Here is a 22,810-nt window from a genome sequence, read left to right as displayed (position 1 = left end):
AATATTCCTGTCTTTATTTTTATAATATCGGTGGCGACTTCCTGCCCGGAGTGACCTGACCAAGAAAAAGTCACATATGAAATGGGAGGCCCATGTTAGACATGGTGGCAATGCGATAACCTTACTTTTCCTAATGCCATATGTGATTTTTCAGCAATATAGCAATGCAAATCACGATGCACCAATCCTTAACAGCGTTGGTTGGTATCGATAAATTCAATACTAGATCAAGGTCGCTAGGCACCAGCTTCACAGCATTGCTCCAAAAATCAGTTAAAAAGACGGTACGCATTGACGCAAAGGCATCTTTAAAATAGATTAATTAGATCCCTATATAACGATAAAAATGATGGTGGAAAATATGCGCTTTAGAGGTCTTGATTTAAATCTATTGGTCGCGTTGGACGCGCTTATTACGGAGCGAAATATTACCCGTGCTGGCGAGCGTATTCATTTGAGCCAATCGGGCATGAGCTCCGCCGTGTCGCGATTACGACAATACTTTGACGATGAATTGTTTGTCTTGGTGGGGCGAGATTTGGTTCCCACACAATTAGCGGAAAGCCTAGCAAAACCCGTTAGGCATATTCTTGTTGAGATGGAAAACACCATCATTAATCAACCGAAATTTGACCCAACAACGGATGATCGCTGTTATAAAATTGTCGCCTCAGAGCTGACGACCATGGTGTTAATCACGAAAGTCATTAGTTTGCTGGCTCAAGAAGCGCCTAATATACGTCTAGAATTATTGGCAACCAGCGAGACTGAGCTACTCGACAAAGGCGGGGTTGATCTAATATTCATTCCACGCCAATTTGCTTTGGAAGATCACCCGTACGATGAAATATATCAAGAAGGGTATAAATGCATTTGCTGGGAAGGCAATACCTCAATTGGTGACAAAATCACCTTTGAAGACTACCAAACCGCTGGCCATGTTGTGGTGAGTTATGGCAAGCAGCAGTCACCAGCCTTTGATGGCTGGTTTATGAATAATTATGGCGTCAGTCGAAAAATCGAAATTACCACCACCAATTTACTGGCGCCGCCAGTGCTGATCATAGGCACTCAGCGTATCGCAACGGTCCATAGCCGGCTCGCGAATATAGTGCGTAAATCCTTGCCCATTAAAATTCTGGAACCGCCCATGAGCATTCCTATGTTAACGCAAACCATGCAGTACCATCGTAATCGCGAGAACGACGTAGGACTGACTTGGTTACGAAAACTCATTGTAGACGTTGCCAAGACGATTTAAGGTGCTTGTAATCGTCGCCAGACTAAACAAAGTTAACCACAAAACGTATTGGAACAAGCGGAAAACTATAAAAAGTATCGGGCTTAAGCATTTATCAGGGAGATAAGATGAACAACAAGCAATACGCAAAAACGATTGAGCTGTTCTTGATGGATGGCGACCAGTTAACCGAGATCAAACAAACACAATGGCACCTCGCGGACACGCTGGTGGCACAGGCTTTGTAACCAAGGAGGGTTTCTATGAGCGAACTTTATAATGTTTATTGTGATGAATCTTGTCACTTAGAAAATGATGGCATTAACGTGATGACGTTGGGGGCGCTTTGGTGTCCTGTGACCAAACGAGTTGAAATATCCAAACGGCTTCGAGAGATTAAGGTAAAACATGGATTGTCAGCAGATTTTGAAATTAAATGGACTAAGGTAAGTAAAGGAAGGTTGGACTTTTATCTTGATGTCATTGATTACTTTTTTGATGACGATGATTGTCACTTTAGAGGTTTAGTCGTACCTGATAAAACAGTCCTTAATCATCATAGTTTTGGTCAAACTCATGATGATTGGTACTACAAAATGTACTTTGTTATGTTGAAAAGTATTTTTGATCCAGAATCAAAATACCGTGTCTACATTGATATTAAAGATACGTTGGGTCATGAAAAAATTGCTAAGTTGCACGATGTTGTTTGCAATAGCCATTATGATTTTTCTCAGCATATGATAGAAAAAATGCAGCGTATTCATTCTCATGAAGCAGAACAGCTTCAATTGGCAGATTTGTTGATAGGTGCATTAGCCTATTTACATCGAGGCCTCACAACGAATCAAGCGAAGCTTGATTTAATATCAAGAATTAAAGAGCGTAGTGGTTATCAATTAACGCGCAATACTTTGATTAGAGAAAGTAAGTTTAATCTTTTAATTTGGAATGGACAGGGAGTTTCCTAATGACACGGGCATGGCTGCCAGATTTGGTCTTATTTAATGATTACGATGGAGATTGGAATCGTTATTTAAACGCTATCTATACATATTTTAAAGCAGATTTTGTCATATCAAAGCCTATTTTTCGTGGCGTTAGGTTAGGGCTAAAGCGTTACCCTGAATATGATGGAAAGTCTGCGACTTTCTGGCATATGACTAGTACGGGGGATGATGAAAGTGAAAGAATACCTGATTTTCGTCGTTGCGAGCGCATTCGTTGGCCAAAGCCAATTATTGAAAACGATCAACATTCATCTTTAAAAGTGTGGGCTGAGCTAAAAGGTAAAAATAAGCGAATTCATATTTGGTATGAGCAAGAAGGATATTTGGTTGTACTAGATGATAGAGGCGATTATATTCTGCCTTGGACTGCATTTTATGTTGAGCGTGAACATGAAAGAAGGAAGTACAATAAACGTTGGGAACGAAATAAAGATAATGTATAGGAAGCAACTAAGAAAAGCTGACCTCGTCCTCTTACGAGGACGGTGTCGTAACTCCTTCTACACATGGTAGATGAGATGTGTGAATCTTAGCTATATGAGTCAATATTTGCAAGTAATTCGTTTTAAGCAGGATGGGACGTGTGTTTCTTGATAATTAACTATCAGTAAAGTTTTGCGCAAAAAGTACAATCGTGAGCAATTAGAGGCTATTGTAGGTTTACGATAGTTAAGGAGATGAAAAATGCTAATGATCAAAAAAGAAAAAGTGAAATCGACGCCTTTTTCTGATTTTTTCCGACATGCTAAGTCTGCTGAAAAGCGCCAGTTTTTTGATAGGATCGCAAAAAAAGCGATTGAAGAGCAGCAACAAATGCTTGAAAAAGCTAAGAAAATGCCACAATAAATGGCGGTATTATTTAGAAAAGAGCCGCTTAGCAGCGGCTTTTTAGTTTGTAAAATTGATTGTGCTAAGGCAAGAAAGGGCTTTCGCTCTTTGTGCTGTTAGAGCTCTTCGATTTTAAATTCGCTGTAGCCTTCGTAGTAGTAACTCACATCTATGCCTTTCACAAACACCGCGCGGTTGCTATAAAAACGCTCTCATATCCTCCCATTTTACATTTGTAAGTTAGTACAAAGCTCTGAAAAGACTCTTCTCTATCAATGCCTTGTCATCAAAAATATGCACCAGCTATTTTATTCCCCGTTTGTTACTGGATGTGCTGGTCATATGGCAGGGGAATGTGATGATATTAAGCGCTGATATGCGGGCATAAAAAAACACGGTCTACCTTTTGTGGTTTACCGTGTTTTTTATTTTATGCTTTGCTTAGAGAGTACTTTTACTTAGAGCGTTTTTGATAAGCGGCTGTTAGTCAAAAATCGCGACGGCGCGGATAAAGCCCGCTGAGCCATTTTTGATTTTATAAGGGAAGCAAGACACCATGAAGCCATCCGCAGGTAGGCTTTTTACGGAACTTATTTACCATGTTTAGTCTAAGAAATGAGGTCTATACTTTACGATCTGACTTCATCTGTTGTGAGTGGCTTTTTATGTGTCTAAACGTAATGTTTCGAAGTTATTTTTTGCATATTGTATTGCGCATGAAATACATGCTGGTAATATCATGAGACGGGACTCTATAATAGAAACGTATAAAGTGATCAATCGTATATTCCAATAAAAATAATAATGGAGATTATTATGACTACCTCATCTAAAGGTTTGTTTAAAGCAAGTGTTGTTGCCGTATCCGTTGCAGCAGCGTCCAGTGCCTATTCAGCTGGTTTTGCTTTAAACGACCACAGTGCGACCGCTTCTGGTGCAGCGCTTGCTGGTGCTGCCGCTTCGACTAGTGACATTTCTTTTAGCTTCTGGAACCCTGCGCTGTTTACAAATGCTGAGAGTACGACATTCATGGCCTCTGGTGCTTATGTTATGCCGAGTATGGATGTGGATTTAAATTCAGCAGAAGATGCAAGATTTACTTATACTTCAGGGGGGCTTCCCTCGCAAGATATATCCTCTGATGGTGTTACTCAGGATTCTGTTGATGATACCTTAGTGCCTTCTCTCTATTTTGCTAAGCCAATATCTGATAAAACGGTTGCTGGTATTTCATTAAATGTTCCTTTTGGTCTGTCTGGTGACTATGGTCAAGAGTGGGCCGGACGTTTCCATGCGACTGAAACAGGCATTCAAGATATTGCTCTGAGTTTTGCTTTAGCACATCGAGTATCCGAAAAACTTTCTGTTGGTGCAAGTTTACAACTTCATCAAGCCGAAGTCGTACTTGAGTCTGCAGTTGGTTTTAGTGGGACCGAAGGAATTGGTCGTATTGAAGCAGACGCAACAGGTGTAGGTTTTAGTTTAGGTGTAATGTTTGAGCCCGTTAAAGGGACTAGACTCGGTGCGGGTTATCGAAGCGAAGTTGATTTCGATTTTGAGGGTGATGTTAAATATTCTGATGTGCCTGCTGCTATTGTGGCTGGTGTTGGTACTGTTGATGCAGATGTTACTGACTCAATTACTTTTCCATCAGTATTAACTTTGAGTGTCGAGCATGACCTTTCCGATAAATTGACGCTTGGTCTTTCTGCTATTCGTACTGGATGGGGCTCGATGGATGGTATCAACATTGATTTTGATAGTAATCAGCCAAATTCAGTGTTAACTTTCGGCTTTGAAGATCAGTGGATGTATTCTGCCGGTGTAAACTATGTTTACTCTGATAAGTTAACCCTACGTACTGGTATTGCAATGGATAATTCCCCTGTGACGGATGAATACCGCTCAGCGCGTACGCCAGATGGCGATCGTAAGTGGATCTCAGTTGGTGCAACTTATGACTTCAACGATATGACCTCGGCAAGCTTTGCTTTCACTCATGTCATGATTGAAGATGTATCTGTCGATCGTGATTTCACTGGCTCGGGTGAAGAGGATCAGGGGCGTGGTACATTAAACGCAGACTATGAATCTTCTGCAAACGTTTTCTCCGCGTCTGTTAGCATGGCGTTCTAATCTGCATTGATTCTACTCAATATAAAACCAGAGCCTAGGCTCTGGTTTTTTTTGCTCTGAATTTAGTCAGTCATGGTCTTGTTATTGGATTCAATGATTATTTTTACATAGATAAATGGAAAGTCTTTGGTGAAGAGGTGACTCTGTATTTTGCTAGGAAGATGTGATCGTTCTGTGCTGAGAGGCTAAGCGAATAAGTACTTAGTTAAAGGCAGATGTGTCTGATGATGGTATGAATGAAGTGGTAAAGGATGCGGTGTTAGATGGCGGATTAATACACCATTCTATGTTGTTTGGCTTTTTCGTGGCCATTGGCTGTCCAGTCCGAAAGCGGTGACGGCTTGGCGTAATAATAGCCTTGTAGGGTATGGCAGCCAAGGGCAATAAGCAGAGTTGCTTGTTCTTTGGTTTCAATGCCTTCCGCAACGACTTGCATATTAAGTGAATTAGCTAATTGGATGGTGGATTTGACGATATCAACATGTCGTTGGTCTTGCGGTAAGGGTGACACAAAGCGACGGTCAATTTTCAGTATGTTGGCCGGAATGTCGACCAATTGTCCAAGAGAGGCTTGGCCTGTTCCAAAGTCATCAATGGCAATGGAGTAGCCATATTGCGACAAACTGCGTAAGCGTTTATGTATCAATGGATGGGTCATGACCGAGCTGGTTTCTGTGATCTCTAGCTCCAACATGTCTCTTAACCAAGGATTGTCTGCAATCAGGGTCATTAATAAAGCAAAAAACGCGTCATTCATCAGTTCCTGTCCGGCTAAGTTTAGTGCAATGGGCGTTCTGATGTGTTCTTTATGCCAAACAGTCAGGGTATCGACCAGTTCTCTGACGAGGTTTTCAGCCAATAATGGCAGCATGCCTAAATCTTCAGCCAGCTTGATAAACACCATTGGGGAAACAAACTCTCCCTCGTTATTCCAGCGGGCAAGGGCTTCAAAGGAGCGGACCTCGCCATTTGCGCTGACTTGAGGTTGCAACCAAATATCAATGTTTTTATTTTTAATGGCGGCACTAAGCTTTAAGCCTAGATTGTGTTCTCTGACCAGTTTGCTTTCTAGGCTGTGGTTGTAAAAAGAAAACTTATCTGTGCTGGTGGAATATTCTAATGCCATTTCACAGTGTTCTAATAATTCTTCAGCTGTTTTGCCATCGGTATGGTAATAAGAAATGCCGAGTTGGTAATCCATATTGAGTTTCTGACCATCGAGCATCAGCTGGGCTGGTAATAAAGACTGGATTAAGGTTGTCAGGTTTTTTTGGATCAAATGCGTTTGGCTTAGAGGCACAAAGCAGGCAAATTTTATACCGCGAAGACGACCCACAATGGCTTGATTTGAGAGCTTACTCTGTAGGGATTTGGAAAAGTTGAGAATGATTTTATTGGCATTGTCTTTGCCGTATTGCTTATTGAGTAGTTTGAACTGACTGATACGAATAATAAACATAGCGCCGGTTAAGTGATGCTCTTGCTCATTAATCTTCATGTTGACCTGGCGGCAAAAGTTTAAGTGATTAGGCAGCAAGGTTAGTAGATCAAAGTGCGCGAGTCGGCTGTTGGTTTGCTGAGAGCTTTCTAGTTTCTGCTGAATGGCGCGAAACTCGGTCATATTATCCAAGTGTAAAATATAATGACCATGATTAGTGAGAGAAGCGCGACGAACTTGAATGTGCGTGTCGGTGTCATGCTTGAGTGTGCATTCGGCTTTGTTAGATTGCCAGAAGAGCTTCGACTCATTATTAAGGGGAGAGAGCCAGTCACCCATTCGAGTACCGGAAAATGCGGTGCTGTCTTTTTGACCGAGTAATTTTTTAGCGAATTGATTCGCTTTTATCAACACGCCGCGCTGATCACACAACAGAGTGGGCGTGCCTGTATTCTCAAAGAATTCTTCGTACAACAGATAGTTTTCGTTGAGCTTGCGGTACAAGGCTCGCATACGAGCACTGTGGTTTTCTAACGAATGTATGATTTGTGAAACGGCCAAGGGCAAGCCAATATTCAGTGTCATAAAGGTTAGCAATTGGAAATAAAATGAAGAAGACTCATTAGAAGGTAAGCTGTCTAACCACTGTGTGGTGACGAAATAAAATGGTGCGAAATTGAGGGCCATCACCACTAAAGAAGCTTTAAAGCTAAACAGTAGTCGAGTAATTAATGGAATGGAATACAGCGCAATAAGGGCGTACTTCTCAGACTCTTGTTCTGGGTTGGTGAACAACATAATACCGCTCACAAGAATAAGCGATAAGACGAACAAGAAAGCGCCAGTTTGCGAGTGGTCTTTACTAAAGTACAGCAGTGCAAACAACACACATAAATATAAGCTATTCATTTCAAAGAAGAAAAGCTCACCATGGGTAAACAGCGAGTGTAACTCCGAAATGAAAAAAATACTGATGGTCAATGCAATCAGGATTCGAAGTATGCTCAGTTGAAAAGAGCCCTCGCTCTGTCCACTGGTGTGATCCGAATCGATAAAAAAATACTGCTTAAGAGAGTCTATCAACATTAATCAACTTCATAATGTAAAAAGAAAAAAGCCACATAATAGGGCTTGTTCTAGACATTACCGAAAAATACTGACTTTGACCATGCAAGAAATGGTTTATATTTAAATAATTATGTATTAATTTGCCGTAAATGGTTGTCCCAGTGAACTGTTGGGTGCTTCTTAATCAAATTAATGTGTTCACCGACTGGATTGCTGACATATTGATTGCCTGTCCCCGTTGTCAGAATAAATTCATGTGCATTGCCATGGGCAACCAAACCGCAAACGTCACGGCAATTATCAATGCCTAAAAAGGTTTTCGTGTCCACGTGCCAGTAGGCGACAAAACCGCCGCGAGGGGTGCTAATGGCCAATACGTCACCAGACTGATCAAAACACACGCTACCGCAATATTGTTTAAAACGGGCTCTTACTTGTTCTGGGATGGGTAAATAATCTAACTCGGGTTGATCAATGCGAGATAAGGCAACCAAGGGGACTTGGTCCCATAATGGACCTTGATATTGAAAACCAAGTGCCACCGTACCATGTTGATTAACATCTAAGTGACGAATGCTCAGCTGATGTAACTCTTTGGCGTTGGAGGCTTGGTTTAATGGTTTGCCATCCTTTAATGATAAATAGGTCACATTTGGTGACATGGTATCCAGATTAAGAACTTGGCGATCATTGTCTGGATGAGTTTTTAAGCCACCATTGGCAATGACCAGCACGTCGTCATTGAGTAAAACCGCTTCATGAGGACCAATGCCGTGGCTGGAATACACGTCTAAAATGTGGCCGCTTGGCCATTCGCGTATAAACACCTTACCATCACCAGAAGGGTAGTGATTTTCTTGCGTGATTAAGCGTTGACCATCACGGGTAAAGAGTGCATGACCATAAAAATGATGGTCTTTTTCTGGTTCAATTCGCAGGATTTTGTCATGACTTGCGACATTGAAAAAATCGATAAAAAAACCCGGTCGTCGAGCCACAATGCCAACAATGGCTTGGTTTGGATGGACAACCGGTGCGTGAGCGCGATCCGGCAATCTAGTTTGCCAAACAAGGTTACCTTTGGTGTTGAATAGGCCAAAAAAATGCTCTGATTTGCTCTGTGAGAAAGCCGAAGCAAATAAGCTTTTATCATCAGAGACGGCAATTGCAGCCCAAGACGGCGCGCTAGCAAGCGCCCCGCTCAGAGCTAAAAAACGGCGTCGAGATAACATCTTAATCTCCATCGCGACTATTAAAGCCAATCTGGAAGCCAAGTTGAGTGACCAGTTGGGTTAAATAGCTCTGGCTAGCCGAAATGGATTTGATCAGTGGTGTCGCCATCTCAATGCGTTGTGTTTTTGAGTAGCCAGATTGGAAATAATCCGCTGGCAGTTGCAGAGCCAGTTTTTGATTATTGATTAACGTTTTTTCAAGTTGATTGGCTAATGAAGGGTATTGTTGCTGTGCAATGTCGTACAGGGAAGGTTGACCGGCATGATAAATTTTACGATAAGACAATAAATTGGCTTGAATAGACGCTAATGATAGATTGCTGCGATAAAATTCCGCCAGTTTTAGATTCTCATGGCCTTTATAGCCAATCGGTGTTTCCAATTTGGCGTCTTTCACGGCAGACATGTGCTCAAGCCACTGTTGTAGTACTTGCTCCAGTGCAGCGTGTTCTGCATCGAACTCCGCGCCATCTTCTGCAAATACCCAGTCCTGCGCTCGACTGTCTTGCCACTGTTTGGCCACAGCGTTGGCGCTGCTAAATTGATGCTCTGTCACTTTCTCTAATAAATGACAGTGGTCTTTAGTGGCCATTGGAGAAAAATCTGGGTGATACAAAAGACTTTCTATGGCGGTCAGACCACGTACAGCAATACTGGCTGATGTCCAAAATTTAGGCGTTTCCATCACGCTTGGGTTTTGCTGAGCCAGCGCTCGTAATTGGCGCTGAGTGACGCCTTTTTTGTCTGGCCAATATTCAAATGCATAATAACGCATGAAATAAGTGACAGGGCCAAAGTTTAACCATTGTACTTGCTGCCAATCGAGTGCGTTTTTTTGGAAAGCGGTTTGCGTCTCAGCTTGGTTCGCTTTACTCGGAACGCTGCATAATTGCGTGGCTTGTTGAGCGAGTGTGTTAGCAGAAACAGCATAAGAGTCATAGCCGCTGCGAATAACGTCAGAAATAATGCCATTTAGAGGGCCTTGCCATTGTCCTGCAAAGCCTAGTAAAGGGGCACTGGCGCTAATCGCAACGGCCATGATTTTTGGAAGGTACTTCATTACAACGACTCCAGAAAATAAATGAGTTTTTGGCGATATTCTTTGCTTAAACGTTTGTAAGCTTGCTGGCTCGATTGGGCTTCACCGCCGTGCCATAGTATGGCCTCTTCGATCGTTCGAGCCCGTCCATCATGAAGAAAGCCCACTCGCCCCGATACCTTGTCAGATAAGCCAATGCCCCAAAGGGGAGCCGTTCGCCATTCTTGAGGTTCGGCGGAGTAAACGGGAAACCCCGAACGTAATTCTGCCCCCATATCGTGAAGAAGCATATCGGTAAAAGGGTAAAAAGTGCGATTTTTTAAGACAGAATACGGTGAATCATTGCCAGTGACCATTTTTGGAGTGTGGCAACTGGCACAACCAGAATCGATGAAAATGTCTTTTCCTGCTAGGAAATCAGGCTCAGATAAATTTCGCATGGCGGGTGGCGCGGCTAAGGAAACAAACAAATCGACCAGTCGAGATTGTTGTTTGTCGACCTCGAGATTATCCAGATGAGGGCTATTGCCATTTGGGCTGTTTAAGCACTCTAGTTGTAATGCGGTACAGTCACCTGAAGGTGCAGGAAATAGTGTGGTGGATAATCCTAAATCCGTATTAAATGCGAGCTGATTCTGCGCGGTAACGCTGGGTGTAGAGGCTTTATAGCCAAAACGACCAACAACGGGTTTGTGTTGCCCCGGTATCCAACTGACTTTACCGCTAATGCCATCTTGATCTGTATCGTCTGGGTCGGCATTGGCGATTATGTATGGGGCAGGAATATTGTCGAGTAGTCCCATACCAACCAGTGACGGGGTGTTAAGTAGCGTAAAGCCGGTATCGGTTTCAAAAGGACCATAATGCAATTTGCCCCAGTGCAGAACGGGCTTTCTAAGTGATACTTGGTGGCCGTCAGCTAAGACCTCGACATGAGTTTGATAGGTAAGATGAAAGTCGCCTTCCGGCAGAGTGCCGTTGGCACTTTGACCTTGAAGCTGCCCGCCATAATGAGCGTCGCCAACACTCGGGAAGATGCCATCGTGATGCTGCATTGAGTCTGGATAGCGCTTGCCAAAACGAACCATAAACGAGGGAATCGTCGCACCACTGACATGGGCTTCTGGTGCATGGCCGCGACCGTTGTTGACATGGCAATTGTTACAGGAGCGAGTGTTGTACAGTGGCCCTAAACCATCACTGGCGGTTGTGGAGGAGGGAGAGGGAACCCAAAATTTCTGAAACACGCCTTCGCCAATGCGGAATTCCAGCTTTTCTTCTGCTGATAAACTAGGCAGTGGCTGTGAATATTCACTGGCAACCGACATATTGGTAAAACCCAAAAAACTGGCGAAAAGGCCAGCGAACATGAGCAAGTTTTCATTTTTCGATCTGGTCATAGGTTAGGCAAACACCATTCATTGACTCATTAACACAAACGTCTTGTAACCCTATACATGTAAAAGGGAAGGGGCAAAATACCGAGTTTGTTATGACTCGGCATTTCACACCTTCCCTATTATAACGCGACTGTCTTTCGTTATCGCGTTAGGACTTTTCTATACCAGTGGTATTATTCGAATACGGCACTTGGGTTGTCAAGGCTATCAGAACCTTCTAATGCAATGCCTTGTAGATCAAGTGTTTGAATGATTTCTTCCGTTACGCGGGTTTCTAGCACTAGGGAATCAACAAAATCTTGAACCAACTGGTTGCCTTGTGTGTTGTTCATTGCAATCAGAACATCAAAGGTTTGACCTTGCGCAGCGGCATCGACCATCGCTTGCGCTGCGTCTTCTGTCATTTCCAATTTTTGCTTCATGTCGCTGTCTAGCGCGATATCTTGCTGTGCAACTAGTTGTGATAAAGAAGCGCCTTTAACCCAGCTGCCATCAACACGTTGATATTCACCTAGGTAAACATTTTTAATGCCTTTCGCATCGTAGTAATGTGACCAGTGAGTGTTGTCAGAGAAGCAATCATGTTCTTCTTCTGGGTCATGTAGCATCAAGCCCAATTTCGTACGCTCACCACCCAACTCACCGTAAGCTAAACTGCCCATACCGGTTAAGATAGTAGAAAGACCTTCTTCCGTAGACTGATCCAATAAGGCTTGGCGTGCTGCGCCGTCTTGTTTCCAGTTATCAGCCATTTCTTCTAAGTCAGAAATTAGCAAATCTGTTGCCGCAGTTAGGTATTCACGACGACGATCACAATTACCATTGGTGCAATTGTTTAGGTCAAAGTCAGTGGCTTTACGCTCGCCTGCACCTGGGTTAGTGCCGTGTAAATCTTGACCCCAAAGTAGGAACTCAATGGCATGGTAACCGCTGGCGACGTTGGCTTCTACACCATCGGCTTCTTGCAAGTATTCAGCAATAAGTTCTGGTGTGATCTTGCTTGTGTCAACGGTTTGGCCGCCAATCACTAAGCTCTTAGAAGCGATGACATTGGCAGTGTAAAGCGGATTGAGGTCTGATTCACTACCGTAACTGCTGGTTGATACATAATCGATTAGGCCTTCATCTAGTGGCCAAGCATTAACTTTGCCTTCCCAATCATCAACGATGGCATTACCAAAACGGTAAACTTCACTTTGCTGATAAGGAACACGAGAAGCTACCCAAGCAGTACGAGCCGCTGTTAAATTGGCTTCGGTAGGGTTGTCTAGGAAACGATTAATTGATGTGCGAAGGTCTTGCGCAGTAGATAAAGAGTCACCATAAATGGCTTCAGCAATGTCTGCGTAATGTGTCACAACTGAATCTGCTGTGACAGAAGCGGAATCATTTTTAAGATTGGTTGTACCACATGCTGTTAGTAGCGCACCTGCTACACAAACCGCAACGGGGGTCAGTAATCGTTTCATTTTGATGCTCCAATATTGAATTGTGTGCAACACTATATTTGAAATGAAAACGATTATCAATGCGTGCTTTTACATGCTTTTTACGTAATTTGTATTTTAATGTTAACCACTTAGTTAAGTAATAAATTCCGCTTATAGCCCGCATTGATGATAAAAAGCGTTTTCGGCTGTCTTAGCTAAATCGTATTCGCATGCCTTTTCGCGTAACACGCTTTTACCTTCCCAAGAAACACTCATGCTGACAGGGGATTTATGTTTGTAGCTTGGAATAAATCGATAAGCTGCAATGACATCGACAGAACTGTGTGGGCCAACTTGTACAGATTGACCAATTAAGCGTTGACGAGTCTCTTTATTGTAAAGCGTATAGTCTGTTGTGTATTCCAGATCACCATTGTCATGGGAAAAATTAAGCCAAATCTTACGGTAGGTTTGTGGTTCGGATGTGGGGTTTTCGAAACGCAATTTGGTGTAAATAACTTGCGCTCGTGAAAGGCTGTTTTGAGCGTTGTTACTGACATTTAAATAACGCCCCTGACTTTTTTGCCATGGCATGTTCGCACCAAATGAGACATCGACTATCTGGATGTTTTGTTTAGCAAACAAGGTGCCCGTGTAATCGATAAGATCTTTTACTGGGGCGTACAGAGCGAGGACAGCAACTCCTAATAGAGCCAATTTTTGAAGGCTAGGGGCAGAAGCAAAGCGCTTGATCATAACCAAATCCTTATTTTCGTGTTAAGAATATGAATGTTTACTGTTTGTTTGTACAGTACTGTATAAGTATACAGTTTATTTGTAAAGCCTCAGAATGAGGGAATTTTAATTTTTTTAAAAAAACACTTGCTTTTGTCTTATTGCCTTTTTTGTAAAGAAAAAATAAAAAAGGTTTGATTTTGTGTAATTGATTGAAAAATATAGAAAAAAACAATCTTCCCACAAGCTTCTTCACGGATTCTGTGGAAAATAAAAAGCACAATAAAATTTTGTCTATTTTTTAACGAGGGACTGAGTAAGCAATGAAAAAATATGGCTAAGGCTCTATAATGCAGCCAAAATTAACGTGAGGTAGGTTGTGGATAAGCGAGATGTGATCATAATTGGAGCAGGCGCGTCAGGTTTAATGTGCGCCGCGACGGCGGCGTATCGAGGCCGAAATGTTTTGGTACTTGATCACGCGAATAAACCAGGAAAGAAAATCCTCATGTCAGGAGGAGGCCGCTGTAATTTTACTAACATGGATGCCGCGCCTAAGCATTTTTTATCGGATAACCCTCATTTTTGCATCTCAGCATTGCGTCGTTACACTCCGCAGGATTTTGTCGATTTAGTGGATCGCCACGGTTTAGATTATGTTGAAAAAACGCCAGGTCAGTTATTTTGTGAGCATTCTGCAAAAGACTTACTGACTATTCTGCTGACGGAATTGGAATGGTCTGGTGCAGAAGTGAAGTTGAATACGCGTATTTTAAGCGTTGATTATCAAGATGACATGACGGTAGTGACGACCAATCAAGGTGTGTTCTCTTGTGCTTCATTAGTGGTGGCTACGGGTGGTTTGTCGATTCCAACCATGGGGGCGACGGGGTTCGGTTATGAGATGGCGAAACAAGTTGGTCACGATGTTTTACCAACCCGGGCAAGCCTAGTACCGATTACGGTTCAACCAGAACGTAAAGAACAGCTTGCTGCTTTATCTGGTGTTGCTTGCGACATTACAGCGTCGTCTAATAATATGGCGTTTCAAGAGCCTATGCTCTTTACCCATCGCGGTGTCAGTGGCCCCGCAATATTACAAATTACCAATTTTTGGCAGCCTGGCGAAGACTTGCAAATTCACATCGCACCACACCTCAGCCTAGACACCTTGGTTAGAGAGCGGGATCAACAACCAAAAAAGACAGTGGAAAACTACCTGACTAACGAATTGCCAAAACGATTGGTCGACTTAATAAAAGCAGCATTCCCTTGGTTAGACCAAAAGTTTGCTCAAGTGTCTAATGAGCAAATCGAGCAACTGTTCCAATACTTGAGCCATTTTGATGTGGCGCCCAATGGTACAGAAGGCTATCGCACTGCAGAGGTCACATTAGGTGGCGTCAATACCAACGAAGTGTCTTCCAAAACCTTTGAATCGCAAAAGCAAAAAGGTCTCTACTTAATTGGTGAAGTCCTTGATGTGACCGGTTGGCTGGGCGGCTACAACTTCCAGTGGGCTTGGAGTAGTGGCTTCGCTGCTGGGCAGTATGTTTAGATGGATTGTTGGAATTAAAGTGTTAATTTTTTGGTTTGCACATAGTTGATGCGATAACTCCTTGTATACAGATTGGTCCTGTTCTTTAACTGATGGAAGCAAATTAAATAGTCAATCCAACATTAGTAACGCCTAATAAATTTAACTCAATTCGTTCATTACTATTACTTTCTCGGTATGGACTAACGTCAAAAGGTACAACCTTTAATTTCAGTCTGTTTTCATTGTCGTAATTGAAGCTATGCTCAAAAGGTTTATTAAAAATATCCGTTTTCGGATAGATCAATACCAAGTTACCTTCACCGTTAAGATACTTATAGCCATAACCGAGCATTTGGTAAAAATCATCTTGGGATAAACCAAACTTATCTTTACCCGTTTTTTTATTTTGATTGATTAACTTCCACTTGGTATCTAATACCGTATCCATACCCATGAGATCTTTAAGATATAAATCAGGCTTGAGGCGGAAATAGCTCTTATCACCATAAGTTACCAGTGATTTGCTTTGTACTTGAGAAGATAATTTTTGAGGGCTAGTCACTCGTTGCTTAAGGTATTTAGCAACAAAGTTTTCAAACACGGCTTCCATTGGAAATAACAAGGAATAAGCGTTGTTTTCACCTAACATTGACTGAGGTGAGTAGCCTTCCAGTATAAGCTGTGCCCAACTAAGCGGCACGTCATAGTGCTGCATGCCTCTTTGGAGTTTTACACTGGAAAAGTCGTTCTTGTAGTTTGTACTGAGAGGCACCTCGTCAAAAGCAAACAGCAGCTCTTGAGATAGCTTCTTATTCTTGTTCACATTGGTATAAGAGGCGACCGATTTAAGTGCTGAATGAATAAGTCGGTTTTCAGCTTTATCCATCAAATAAGCATCGTATTCGACGTAAAACTTGTGGCGATTAATAAAGTTGTGTTTAAGTTGCTGGCTGTGTAGTAACTTGCCTTTTAGATAAGCACTATTAGTCTGCTCTCGAACATAGTCACTTTTAATGCCCTTCTTAATAAGAACATTTACCGCATTTAAAAACTGCGCGATGAATATTTCCATCAACGGCATTTTTTGTTTTTTAATGCTCGCAACCTCAGTCTCAATGTGGCGGAACTGCTTTAACGATTTGAGCATCATTAACAAAGACTTTTGTGCTTCTGTGGCTGCACTTTCCTGATTATTAGCTTTAGCAATTTTAGGGAGTATTTCTATTTGCGTTCCATCAGGACAAAGAACCACACCAGCGTAATTTTGCACTTGCAGAACTTCCATGCCATGCGCAATTTTCAGCTTTAAAAAACGTGATTCCGACTCATCACATAAACAACACTTTTTAAGATATTCAAAAGCACCTTCCGATATTGATTCCACATTATCTTTTTCTGCCGCTTTAGAACTAGCACTTAAGAGTCCATACTCAAATACGGTAACGTTAGTCGTTTGTCGTCGTTTTAATCCCTTAATCATGTTGAACGATTTAACCTTCACCCTTTGGTAAATTATCAGCGCTATATATGCCTATATAGGTCAAAGGATTAGCCCAAAGCTTAGAATCAGCTTCAATCAACCTATAGTCCTGAACGTTATCGGCAACGTCACCAACATCCTCAGTATCACCAAAGAGTACCTCGTAATCGACATCTGACTGTTTAATAAGTTGATAAGCGTCTGGCTTTTGGTTGTCACCAAGAACCAAACGGATCTTTTGCCAATCTTCAAAAAAGTACTCAGCCAGTAATGGAATAACTTTATTTTGAAAGCTGTTCTTCAGCTCGTTGAGCGCTTTACCATAATCACCATCACGGACCGAGTTAACAGCGGGCATTAAAAACGCATGACCTAGCTGATGTTCCCTATCATAAAGTGCTGTTATTCTTTTGTTCAGTGTTTGCAATAGCAACGTTAAATCTATTTCAAAATCTTCACTTTCAATGCTAAATGACAATCTTTCTTCATCACGTAGAACATTGTAATCAGGCATCATCTCAACAAAGTCAAAACGGCGGCGAAGTGCAGTATCCATAAGGGCCAAAGATCTATCAGCGGTATTCATCGTGCCAATAATGTAGAAGTTATCGGGTACTGAAAACTTATCCCCTGAATACGGCAAGGTCACTTCGATAGCTTCCGACTGCCCCAAACGTTTTGATGGTTCAATTAGTGTGATTAGCTCACCAAATATTTTTGATATATTGCCTCTATTGATTTCATCGATGATTAATACAAAGTTTTTACGCTCTTTTTTAGAAGCATCATTTTGTGTTTTGAATCTATTAAGGTACTCAATAACAGCACCATAATAAGGTTGCAATCCACCTATAATTTCTTTTTCACCGTTATGAACAGCGCGTAGAGTCTTAACACTTAAAGAATGAACTGATGCGCCTTTGCTTTTATCAAATCGAATGGTGTTATTCGTTATATCTGTAATGGTAAAGTATGTTTTCTTACTTAAAGTATCTATATTAATTCCGTCATCAGCCTCAGCTAACTCTTCAGAAAACCCCTGCCATTTATCTTCAAAGGTGCTTGCAACCGTTTTTGTTTTTGCAATTTGGTGCTCTTTGGCATCTAAACATAACGACTTAAACACACCATCTTTTTCAAAGTAACTAAGTTGATCACCTTCAGTTTTAGCGCTTAAACCCTCAACGAACTCCTCATAACCATAACTTTGATGGAAAGTAACAAACTTTATGCGACCTGTATTATAGAGTTCCTTGTAAAGACGAGTTAATTCCGCTCGCTGTTCAGGAGTTGCACCTGTTCTTTCATCAATACCAAGAGCACTAAATATTTCAGGTTCCGCCGCTTTTACTGCCGCTTGAATTGAGTGATAGGTTTTTCCTGTGCCTGGTGGACCATATAAAATAGTGTTTAAAGACAAATCTGCGGAAGACGAAGGCATAGAGACACCATCGAATTCATCATCTGAATTCACAAATATTGAGAAGTCCTGTCTCGCACCGTTAAATGTAAAATCAACTAAAGCTTTTCTCTCTTTGTTATTAGGGATAACTTTCCAAATTCGAGGCTGGTATATGTACCAAGTAAGCTTTTTAAAGTCGGTTTGCCAATCTACTTTTAATGTCTTTCCATCATTCAAGTTTTCAGTGACTACACCTACCGCTTTAATATCCATCACAGATGAAATTTTACCTTTGTTATCAAATGGCAAACCATGAGTTTGTGTATAGGCAGATTTAATGGCGATTTTGTCTCCTCTTCTTATTTCTTTTACTTTATCAGTGAATTTTCCATCAGTTCCATTCTGCCAAATCCCATCTCTCAAAAACCTTTCTGTTTGATCATCGTCACCACCATATGAAGCACCTAAAAACCAGTATACATCGTCGTAACTATTTGTAGATTCACTAATATCAAAACCAAGGCTCTTTGCTTTTTTGATAAACCGAGCAATATTATCCACTCCCCATTGAGTCGTTACTAAAACATCTCTATCTGCAAGTGCGATAACCTCATCAACTTTTTTAAAATAGCGATTTTGTTTTTTATCATCTGCATCTTCAGGCAATGCGTCATACTTAGACTTCTCAATAAAAAGTCCTCGTGAACCTTGTATGTCAGCAGAAAATGTATCCAAAAGCTCCTTATAAGTAGGATTTTGATCGTCTACGTATTGCTTTATAACCTCAAGAACCAATCTATTTTTGCCTAATTTCTGTCCGTTAAATTGATATTTTGAATAGTCTCTTGCCATTGAAGTTTCCTTACTGCTTTGGTGATAGGCGGTTGATTAAATCAACGAGCTGCGTTGGACCTTGGTCATTTTTAACCATATTGGTTGTACTCGGCCTAAATAGGGTTTGAAGAATAAGTTGTCGATCTTCTTCTTTGGGTCCTTGGCCTTTTCGCGTTAGTGCAAGATAGGTGTGGATCATTGTTCTGCGCTCTTGCGCGTCAGTCGCCAAGTGCAGGTGAGACATAAATATATTGCCCACTACTTTAATTATCCAAATGCCAAACGTTGTTATCGCTGCTGCGGTTACTAAGCGGCTAACAGCCACTTCCTTGAATGGCTTATCTAAGCCATATATTGCAAATAATATAATGGTTAGCAGAACAACAGCTGTCGTTACGCCTAAAGCCTTAGCGTATAACTTAGCTTTGTCATTATGGCTATCTTGTTGAATACCCCAGTATTTGACTGCTGCGTGCAGCGCTAACTTGTCATCGTAGGTTTGTGTGAGATTCTCTAAATCAGTTTTTGCGTTTGCGAGTTCTTCTTTAAAATTTTTCTTAAACTCTTCTTTATACGTTTCTAAATCTGCCGTTTGCGTTTCAGTTTTTTCTTGCCATTCACTGATTAAGCCATCAACTTTTGAGTTTTGACGTGTAGCTTCATCAATTTTTAATTGATACTCGTTAATCCAATTGTCTCGCTGATTGGTTTGCTCTTCATCCCAACGCTCTTTTAATTGTTGCAATGAGTCAGCTTCATCTTTACTTCGATCATCACTACCCGCGAAATACTTGTCTGCTTGCTGTAAACCTTGATACATTTTGCGATCAACAGGCGACACATTAGCATCAAAAGCCACGGCTAATGCAGCGAGTCCCAATTCAGCACTTTTTTCAGCTTGGCGTTTCACGAATGGTGCAAACGTGGCTTCCTCGGTAAAGAGTTGCTTGTTGGTTAGATAAGAAGAAAAGCTATTACTAAATTGCTCTACCCGATTGTTATAGTTATCAGGGGCGTTTTTAAATCGACGCAAGCCATCGGTGATTTGCTTTTGTAAATTATTCCAACTTTGATCAAACGTATTAAATAACGGCTGCATTTGATAACGCTGGCTGACATTACCATGAAAACCATACAGCTGACGTTGTTGTTGCACCCAAGCCAACAACTTATCAGGCTCATCAAACCACTTGCTGCCTGTTTCGGTTTTGATGGTGATGCGCTTTAATTTTGTTTCTTCTTGTTCAATTTCTTCTGACATATCAACGTCCTTGGTATTCTTGTTTTAGGCTGAGAGCTATAGTTCACCAGCGAAAGCCTTTGACTCAGTGAGTTAAACTCTGAATCAATTAACTCATAGGAGCTTTAAATTTTCATTTTTAGTTGTTCTACTTTGCTTACCAACGAAATATACTGCTGCTTTTCTATTGTTAGAACAATAAAGTCAAATTCCTTAAACGTACTCATTGGTGGAAAGTTTGGTACACCGCTTCCTCTATAAACACCAAAGAACTCCCTTTTAAAATTAGGGCATTAGCCACAGGGTACTAAGGAAGGTGCGAACAAGTCCACCGGTTTCAGCGTGCGGATAACTATCTATTATTCTAGGCAAATTTCGCTGTCCAATATTGAGCATATTGGCAAGATAGTCCATACCACAGTACTTGAAGTTTATGATGCTAGTGTGAGCAAGAACGTGGTTAAGACTCGAAGGCTTAAAATAGTTTTGTCTCATGACAGGGACTTATTCTCATATTCAATAGCAAAAGGCGATGAAGTTGCGATTCCTGTTATTGCTAGTGATCTTAGGCAGTAACTAGATCGCCGAACTACTCACAAAGTAGGTTCGTTTGAACTTGTCCCATGGTATGACGAGGCCATTCTTCGATCACCACTTATTTCTGAGGCCGTTTGAAGCGGCCAAAGATTGACTGATATTGGCTTCGCTTTTACGTTGATTTCCAATCACTTTCTGGTTCTTGTGATTGCCTTGTATCCAATAAGGCGCTGCATTATTCTTACCGCATCCATTGACATACTGTTATCACCAACAAAATATTTAGAATATACGGATAGTTGGTTCCTTACTTTTGTTTTTCCATGAAATCTCGCGTTTATATATGGGCAGCCCAATGAAAAAGATGAGTTTTGATTCAAAGGATTTTTTAGTCAATCAGCGAAGAATTGTCGGTGATAAAAACGTTATTACCGATGCCAAAAAATCGGCGGCTTATGCGACCGGTTTTCGTTTTGGAAACGGAAAAGTCTTAGCGGTTATTACCCCTAGCACGCTCATCGAGCTTTGGCGTGTTGCAAAAATCTGTGTTGAGGCTGATGTGATTATGATCATGCAAGCTGCGAATACGGGTTTAACCGGTGGATCAACACCGAACGGAGAGTATGATCGAGATGTGGTGATTATTAGCACCATTCAGTTACAGTCCCTGCATTTAATTAATGAGGGAAAGCAGGTTGTCTCCTTTCCAGGCAGTCGTTTATATGAATTAGAGAAAGCGTTGGAAGAATATGATCGCGAACCGCATTCTGTTATCGGATCTTCGTGTATTGGAGCATCGATTGTGGGCGGCGTTTGCAATAACTCGGGAGGCGCTTTGCTTCAACGCGGCCCAGCTTATACGGAATTAGCTTTGTATGCCCGTATTGATGAAAATCAGCAGCTAACCTTAGTGAATCATCTAGGCATTGAATTGGGTGAGGAACCAGAAGAGATACTGAGTAAGTTAGAAAACAGGCGTTATACAGAAAGCGATATAGAATATCCTGAGCGCTTGGCCAGTGACCAAGAGTATCAAGAGCGTGTACGAGATGTCGATGCCGATACGCCGTCGCGTTTTAACAATGACAGCCGTCGATTATACGAGACTTCGGGCTGTGCCGGTAAGCTTATTGTGTTTGCCGTTCGTTTGGATACCTTCCCTAAAGTGAAGAAAGAAAAGGTATTTTATATCGGCGTCAATAACACCGATACACTCACGAGTTTAAGACGAGATATTTTAAGCGGTTTTAAGCATCTTCCCGTTGCGGGGGAGTATGTTCATCGTAGTTATTTTGACGTTTGTGAAAAGTATGGCAAAGACTCCTTTATCGTTATTCAAAAGTTGGGCAGTGAAAATATGCCCAAGCTATTTTCACTGAAAAATAAAGTCGATCGCTTTTTCAATAAGCTGCCGATGTTGCCAGACAACTTGTCCGATAAAATGCTGCAAGCGATTGCTGGGCTCTTCCCAGATCATATCCCGAAGAAGATGCGTGTTTATCGTGATGAATATGAGCATCACTTAATGCTGCAAATGTCTGATGAAGGGATAGAGGAAGCGAAAGAATACCTTAGTCAGTTCTTTGATCAGCATGAGGGGGAGTATTTCGAGTGCTCCGATGACGAAGGGAAGCGTGCGTTCTTGAATCGCTTTGTCGCAGGTGGCGCTTCGAAACGTTATTATGCGTTAAATCCGACCTTTGGGGAATTGTTGTCCCTTGATATTGCATTGCGTCGTAATGAAACCGATTGGTTTGAAACATTGCCACCTGAAATCGATAATTTGATCGAGACAAAGTTATACACGGGGCATTTCATGTGTCACGTTATGCATCAAGATTATTTCCTTAAAAAAGGGGTCGATGCGGAAAAAGTGAAGGCGCAGTTGTTGGCCTTTTTAGACCAAAAAGGGGCGGAGTATCCCGCTGAACATAATGTAGGTCAGTTGTATAAAGCTAAAGAACCACTTAAAAAGTTTTATCAAGAGAGCGACCCGACGAACAGCTTAAATCCAGGGATTGGGAAAACAGAAAAAGGAAAGTACTGGAATAATTCGAATAGTCCATTGTGATTCAATATCAAGCCTCTATAAAAAGGCGGGGAAGACAAGGGAACATACGAATAAGTCCCCGTCATGTTGTTGCTCTTGCAAATGTGTTTCGAGCTGACCAAATGATCTGCGCGGCAAAGGGTTAATCCGCTTAACAACCACTAAACGAGG

The 22,810-nt window shown here is 41.7% G+C and carries 16 protein-coding genes; 7 read left to right on the top strand and 9 right to left on the bottom strand.

The window, feature by feature from the left end; genetic code table 11:
* Positions 1–361: 361 nt before the first annotated feature.
* The 5 genes from OA79_RS00560 to OA79_RS00545 all read left to right on the top strand — a co-directional run bounded on the left by OA79_RS00560 (position 362) and on the right by OA79_RS00545 (position 5,214).
* Entirely contained in the window at positions 362–1,261 is a 900-nt protein-coding gene (locus OA79_RS00560; RefSeq protein ID WP_063331288.1) for a LysR family transcriptional regulator, read from the top strand.
* A 242-nt stretch (positions 1,262–1,503) separates the two neighbouring features.
* Positions 1,504–2,211: a DUF3800 domain-containing protein gene (locus tag OA79_RS00555; protein WP_063331287.1), complete on the top strand. Its 708-nt coding sequence runs from the start codon at positions 1,504–1,506 to the stop codon at positions 2,209–2,211.
* The gene (locus OA79_RS00550; protein WP_063331286.1) at positions 2,211–2,693 is read left to right on the top strand and encodes a hypothetical protein; all 483 of its coding nucleotides are present in this window, start codon (positions 2,211–2,213) and stop codon (positions 2,691–2,693) included. The genes OA79_RS00555 and OA79_RS00550 overlap by 1 nt, the downstream gene beginning before the upstream one ends.
* Positions 2,694–2,940: 247 nt before the next feature.
* The gene (locus tag OA79_RS18325; protein WP_197465327.1) at positions 2,941–3,096 is read left to right on the top strand and encodes a hypothetical protein; all 156 of its coding nucleotides are present in this window, start codon (positions 2,941–2,943) and stop codon (positions 3,094–3,096) included.
* 798 nt (positions 3,097–3,894) lie between these two features.
* A complete protein-coding gene (locus OA79_RS00545; RefSeq protein WP_063331285.1) occupies positions 3,895–5,214 on the top strand; it encodes an OmpP1/FadL family transporter in 1,320 nt (439 codons plus the stop codon).
* A gap of 271 nt (positions 5,215–5,485) precedes the next feature.
* On the opposite strand, the gene OA79_RS00540 is transcribed toward OA79_RS00545, so the two are convergent.
* The 6 genes from OA79_RS00540 to OA79_RS00515 form a co-directional block, all read right to left on the bottom strand.
* A complete protein-coding gene (locus tag OA79_RS00540; protein ID WP_063331284.1) occupies positions 5,486–7,738 on the bottom strand; it encodes a GGDEF domain-containing phosphodiesterase in 2,253 nt (750 codons plus the stop codon).
* 110 nt (positions 7,739–7,848) lie between these two features.
* Positions 7,849–8,952 carry a DUF1513 domain-containing protein gene (locus tag OA79_RS00535; RefSeq protein WP_063331283.1) on the bottom strand — a complete coding sequence of 368 codons (1,104 nt, stop codon included), beginning with the start codon at positions 8,950–8,952 and terminating at the stop codon, positions 7,849–7,851.
* A 1-nt stretch (position 8,953) separates the two neighbouring features.
* Positions 8,954–10,012: an imelysin family protein gene (locus OA79_RS00530; protein ID WP_063331282.1), complete on the bottom strand. Its 1,059-nt coding sequence runs from the start codon at positions 10,010–10,012 to the stop codon at positions 8,954–8,956.
* Complete coding sequence (locus OA79_RS00525; protein WP_063331281.1) at positions 10,012–11,391, bottom strand: di-heme oxidoreductase family protein; 1,380 nt, start codon at positions 11,389–11,391, stop codon at positions 10,012–10,014. Before OA79_RS00525 ends, OA79_RS00530 begins: the two co-directional genes overlap by 1 nt.
* Positions 11,392–11,564: 173 nt before the next feature.
* Positions 11,565–12,860, bottom strand: coding sequence for an imelysin family protein (locus tag OA79_RS00520; RefSeq protein WP_063331280.1), 1,296 nt, complete (start codon positions 12,858–12,860; stop codon positions 11,565–11,567).
* A 132-nt stretch (positions 12,861–12,992) separates the two neighbouring features.
* Complete coding sequence (locus OA79_RS00515; RefSeq protein WP_063331279.1) at positions 12,993–13,577, bottom strand: hypothetical protein; 585 nt, start codon at positions 13,575–13,577, stop codon at positions 12,993–12,995.
* 406 nt (positions 13,578–13,983) lie between these two features.
* Here OA79_RS00515 and OA79_RS00510 point away from each other — a divergent pair, with 406 nt between their 5' ends.
* On the top strand, positions 13,984–15,114 hold the full coding sequence (locus tag OA79_RS00510) for an NAD(P)/FAD-dependent oxidoreductase (protein WP_063331463.1): 1,131 nt from the start codon (positions 13,984–13,986) through the stop codon (positions 15,112–15,114).
* A 103-nt stretch (positions 15,115–15,217) separates the two neighbouring features.
* Here the strand turns inward: OA79_RS00510 and OA79_RS00505 are convergent, their stop codons facing one another.
* Genes OA79_RS00505 through OA79_RS00495 form a run of 3 tightly spaced genes read right to left on the bottom strand, consistent with a single transcriptional unit; the run spans position 15,218 to position 20,073 of the window.
* Positions 15,218–16,576: an McrC family protein gene (locus tag OA79_RS00505; protein ID WP_063331278.1), complete on the bottom strand. Its 1,359-nt coding sequence runs from the start codon at positions 16,574–16,576 to the stop codon at positions 15,218–15,220.
* 10 nt (positions 16,577–16,586) lie between these two features.
* Complete coding sequence (locus OA79_RS18400; protein ID WP_063331277.1) at positions 16,587–18,830, bottom strand: McrB family protein; 2,244 nt, start codon at positions 18,828–18,830, stop codon at positions 16,587–16,589.
* Between the two features lie 10 nt (positions 18,831–18,840).
* Positions 18,841–20,073: a DUF6161 domain-containing protein gene (locus tag OA79_RS00495; protein ID WP_063331276.1), complete on the bottom strand. Its 1,233-nt coding sequence runs from the start codon at positions 20,071–20,073 to the stop codon at positions 18,841–18,843.
* A gap of 871 nt (positions 20,074–20,944) precedes the next feature.
* On the opposite strand from OA79_RS00495, the gene dld reads away from it, so the two are divergent.
* Positions 20,945–22,660: a D-lactate dehydrogenase gene (gene dld / locus OA79_RS00490; protein ID WP_063331275.1), complete on the top strand. Its 1,716-nt coding sequence runs from the start codon at positions 20,945–20,947 to the stop codon at positions 22,658–22,660.
* Positions 22,661–22,810: the final 150 nt, after the last annotated feature.

This window comes from Marinomonas sp. TW1 (assembly GCF_001625355.1).
In the GTDB taxonomy this organism is placed as follows: Bacteria; Pseudomonadota; Gammaproteobacteria; order Pseudomonadales; family Marinomonadaceae; genus Marinomonas.
Note: the sequence above shows the minus strand (reverse complement) of the source record. Positions and strands in the feature narration are given on the sequence as shown.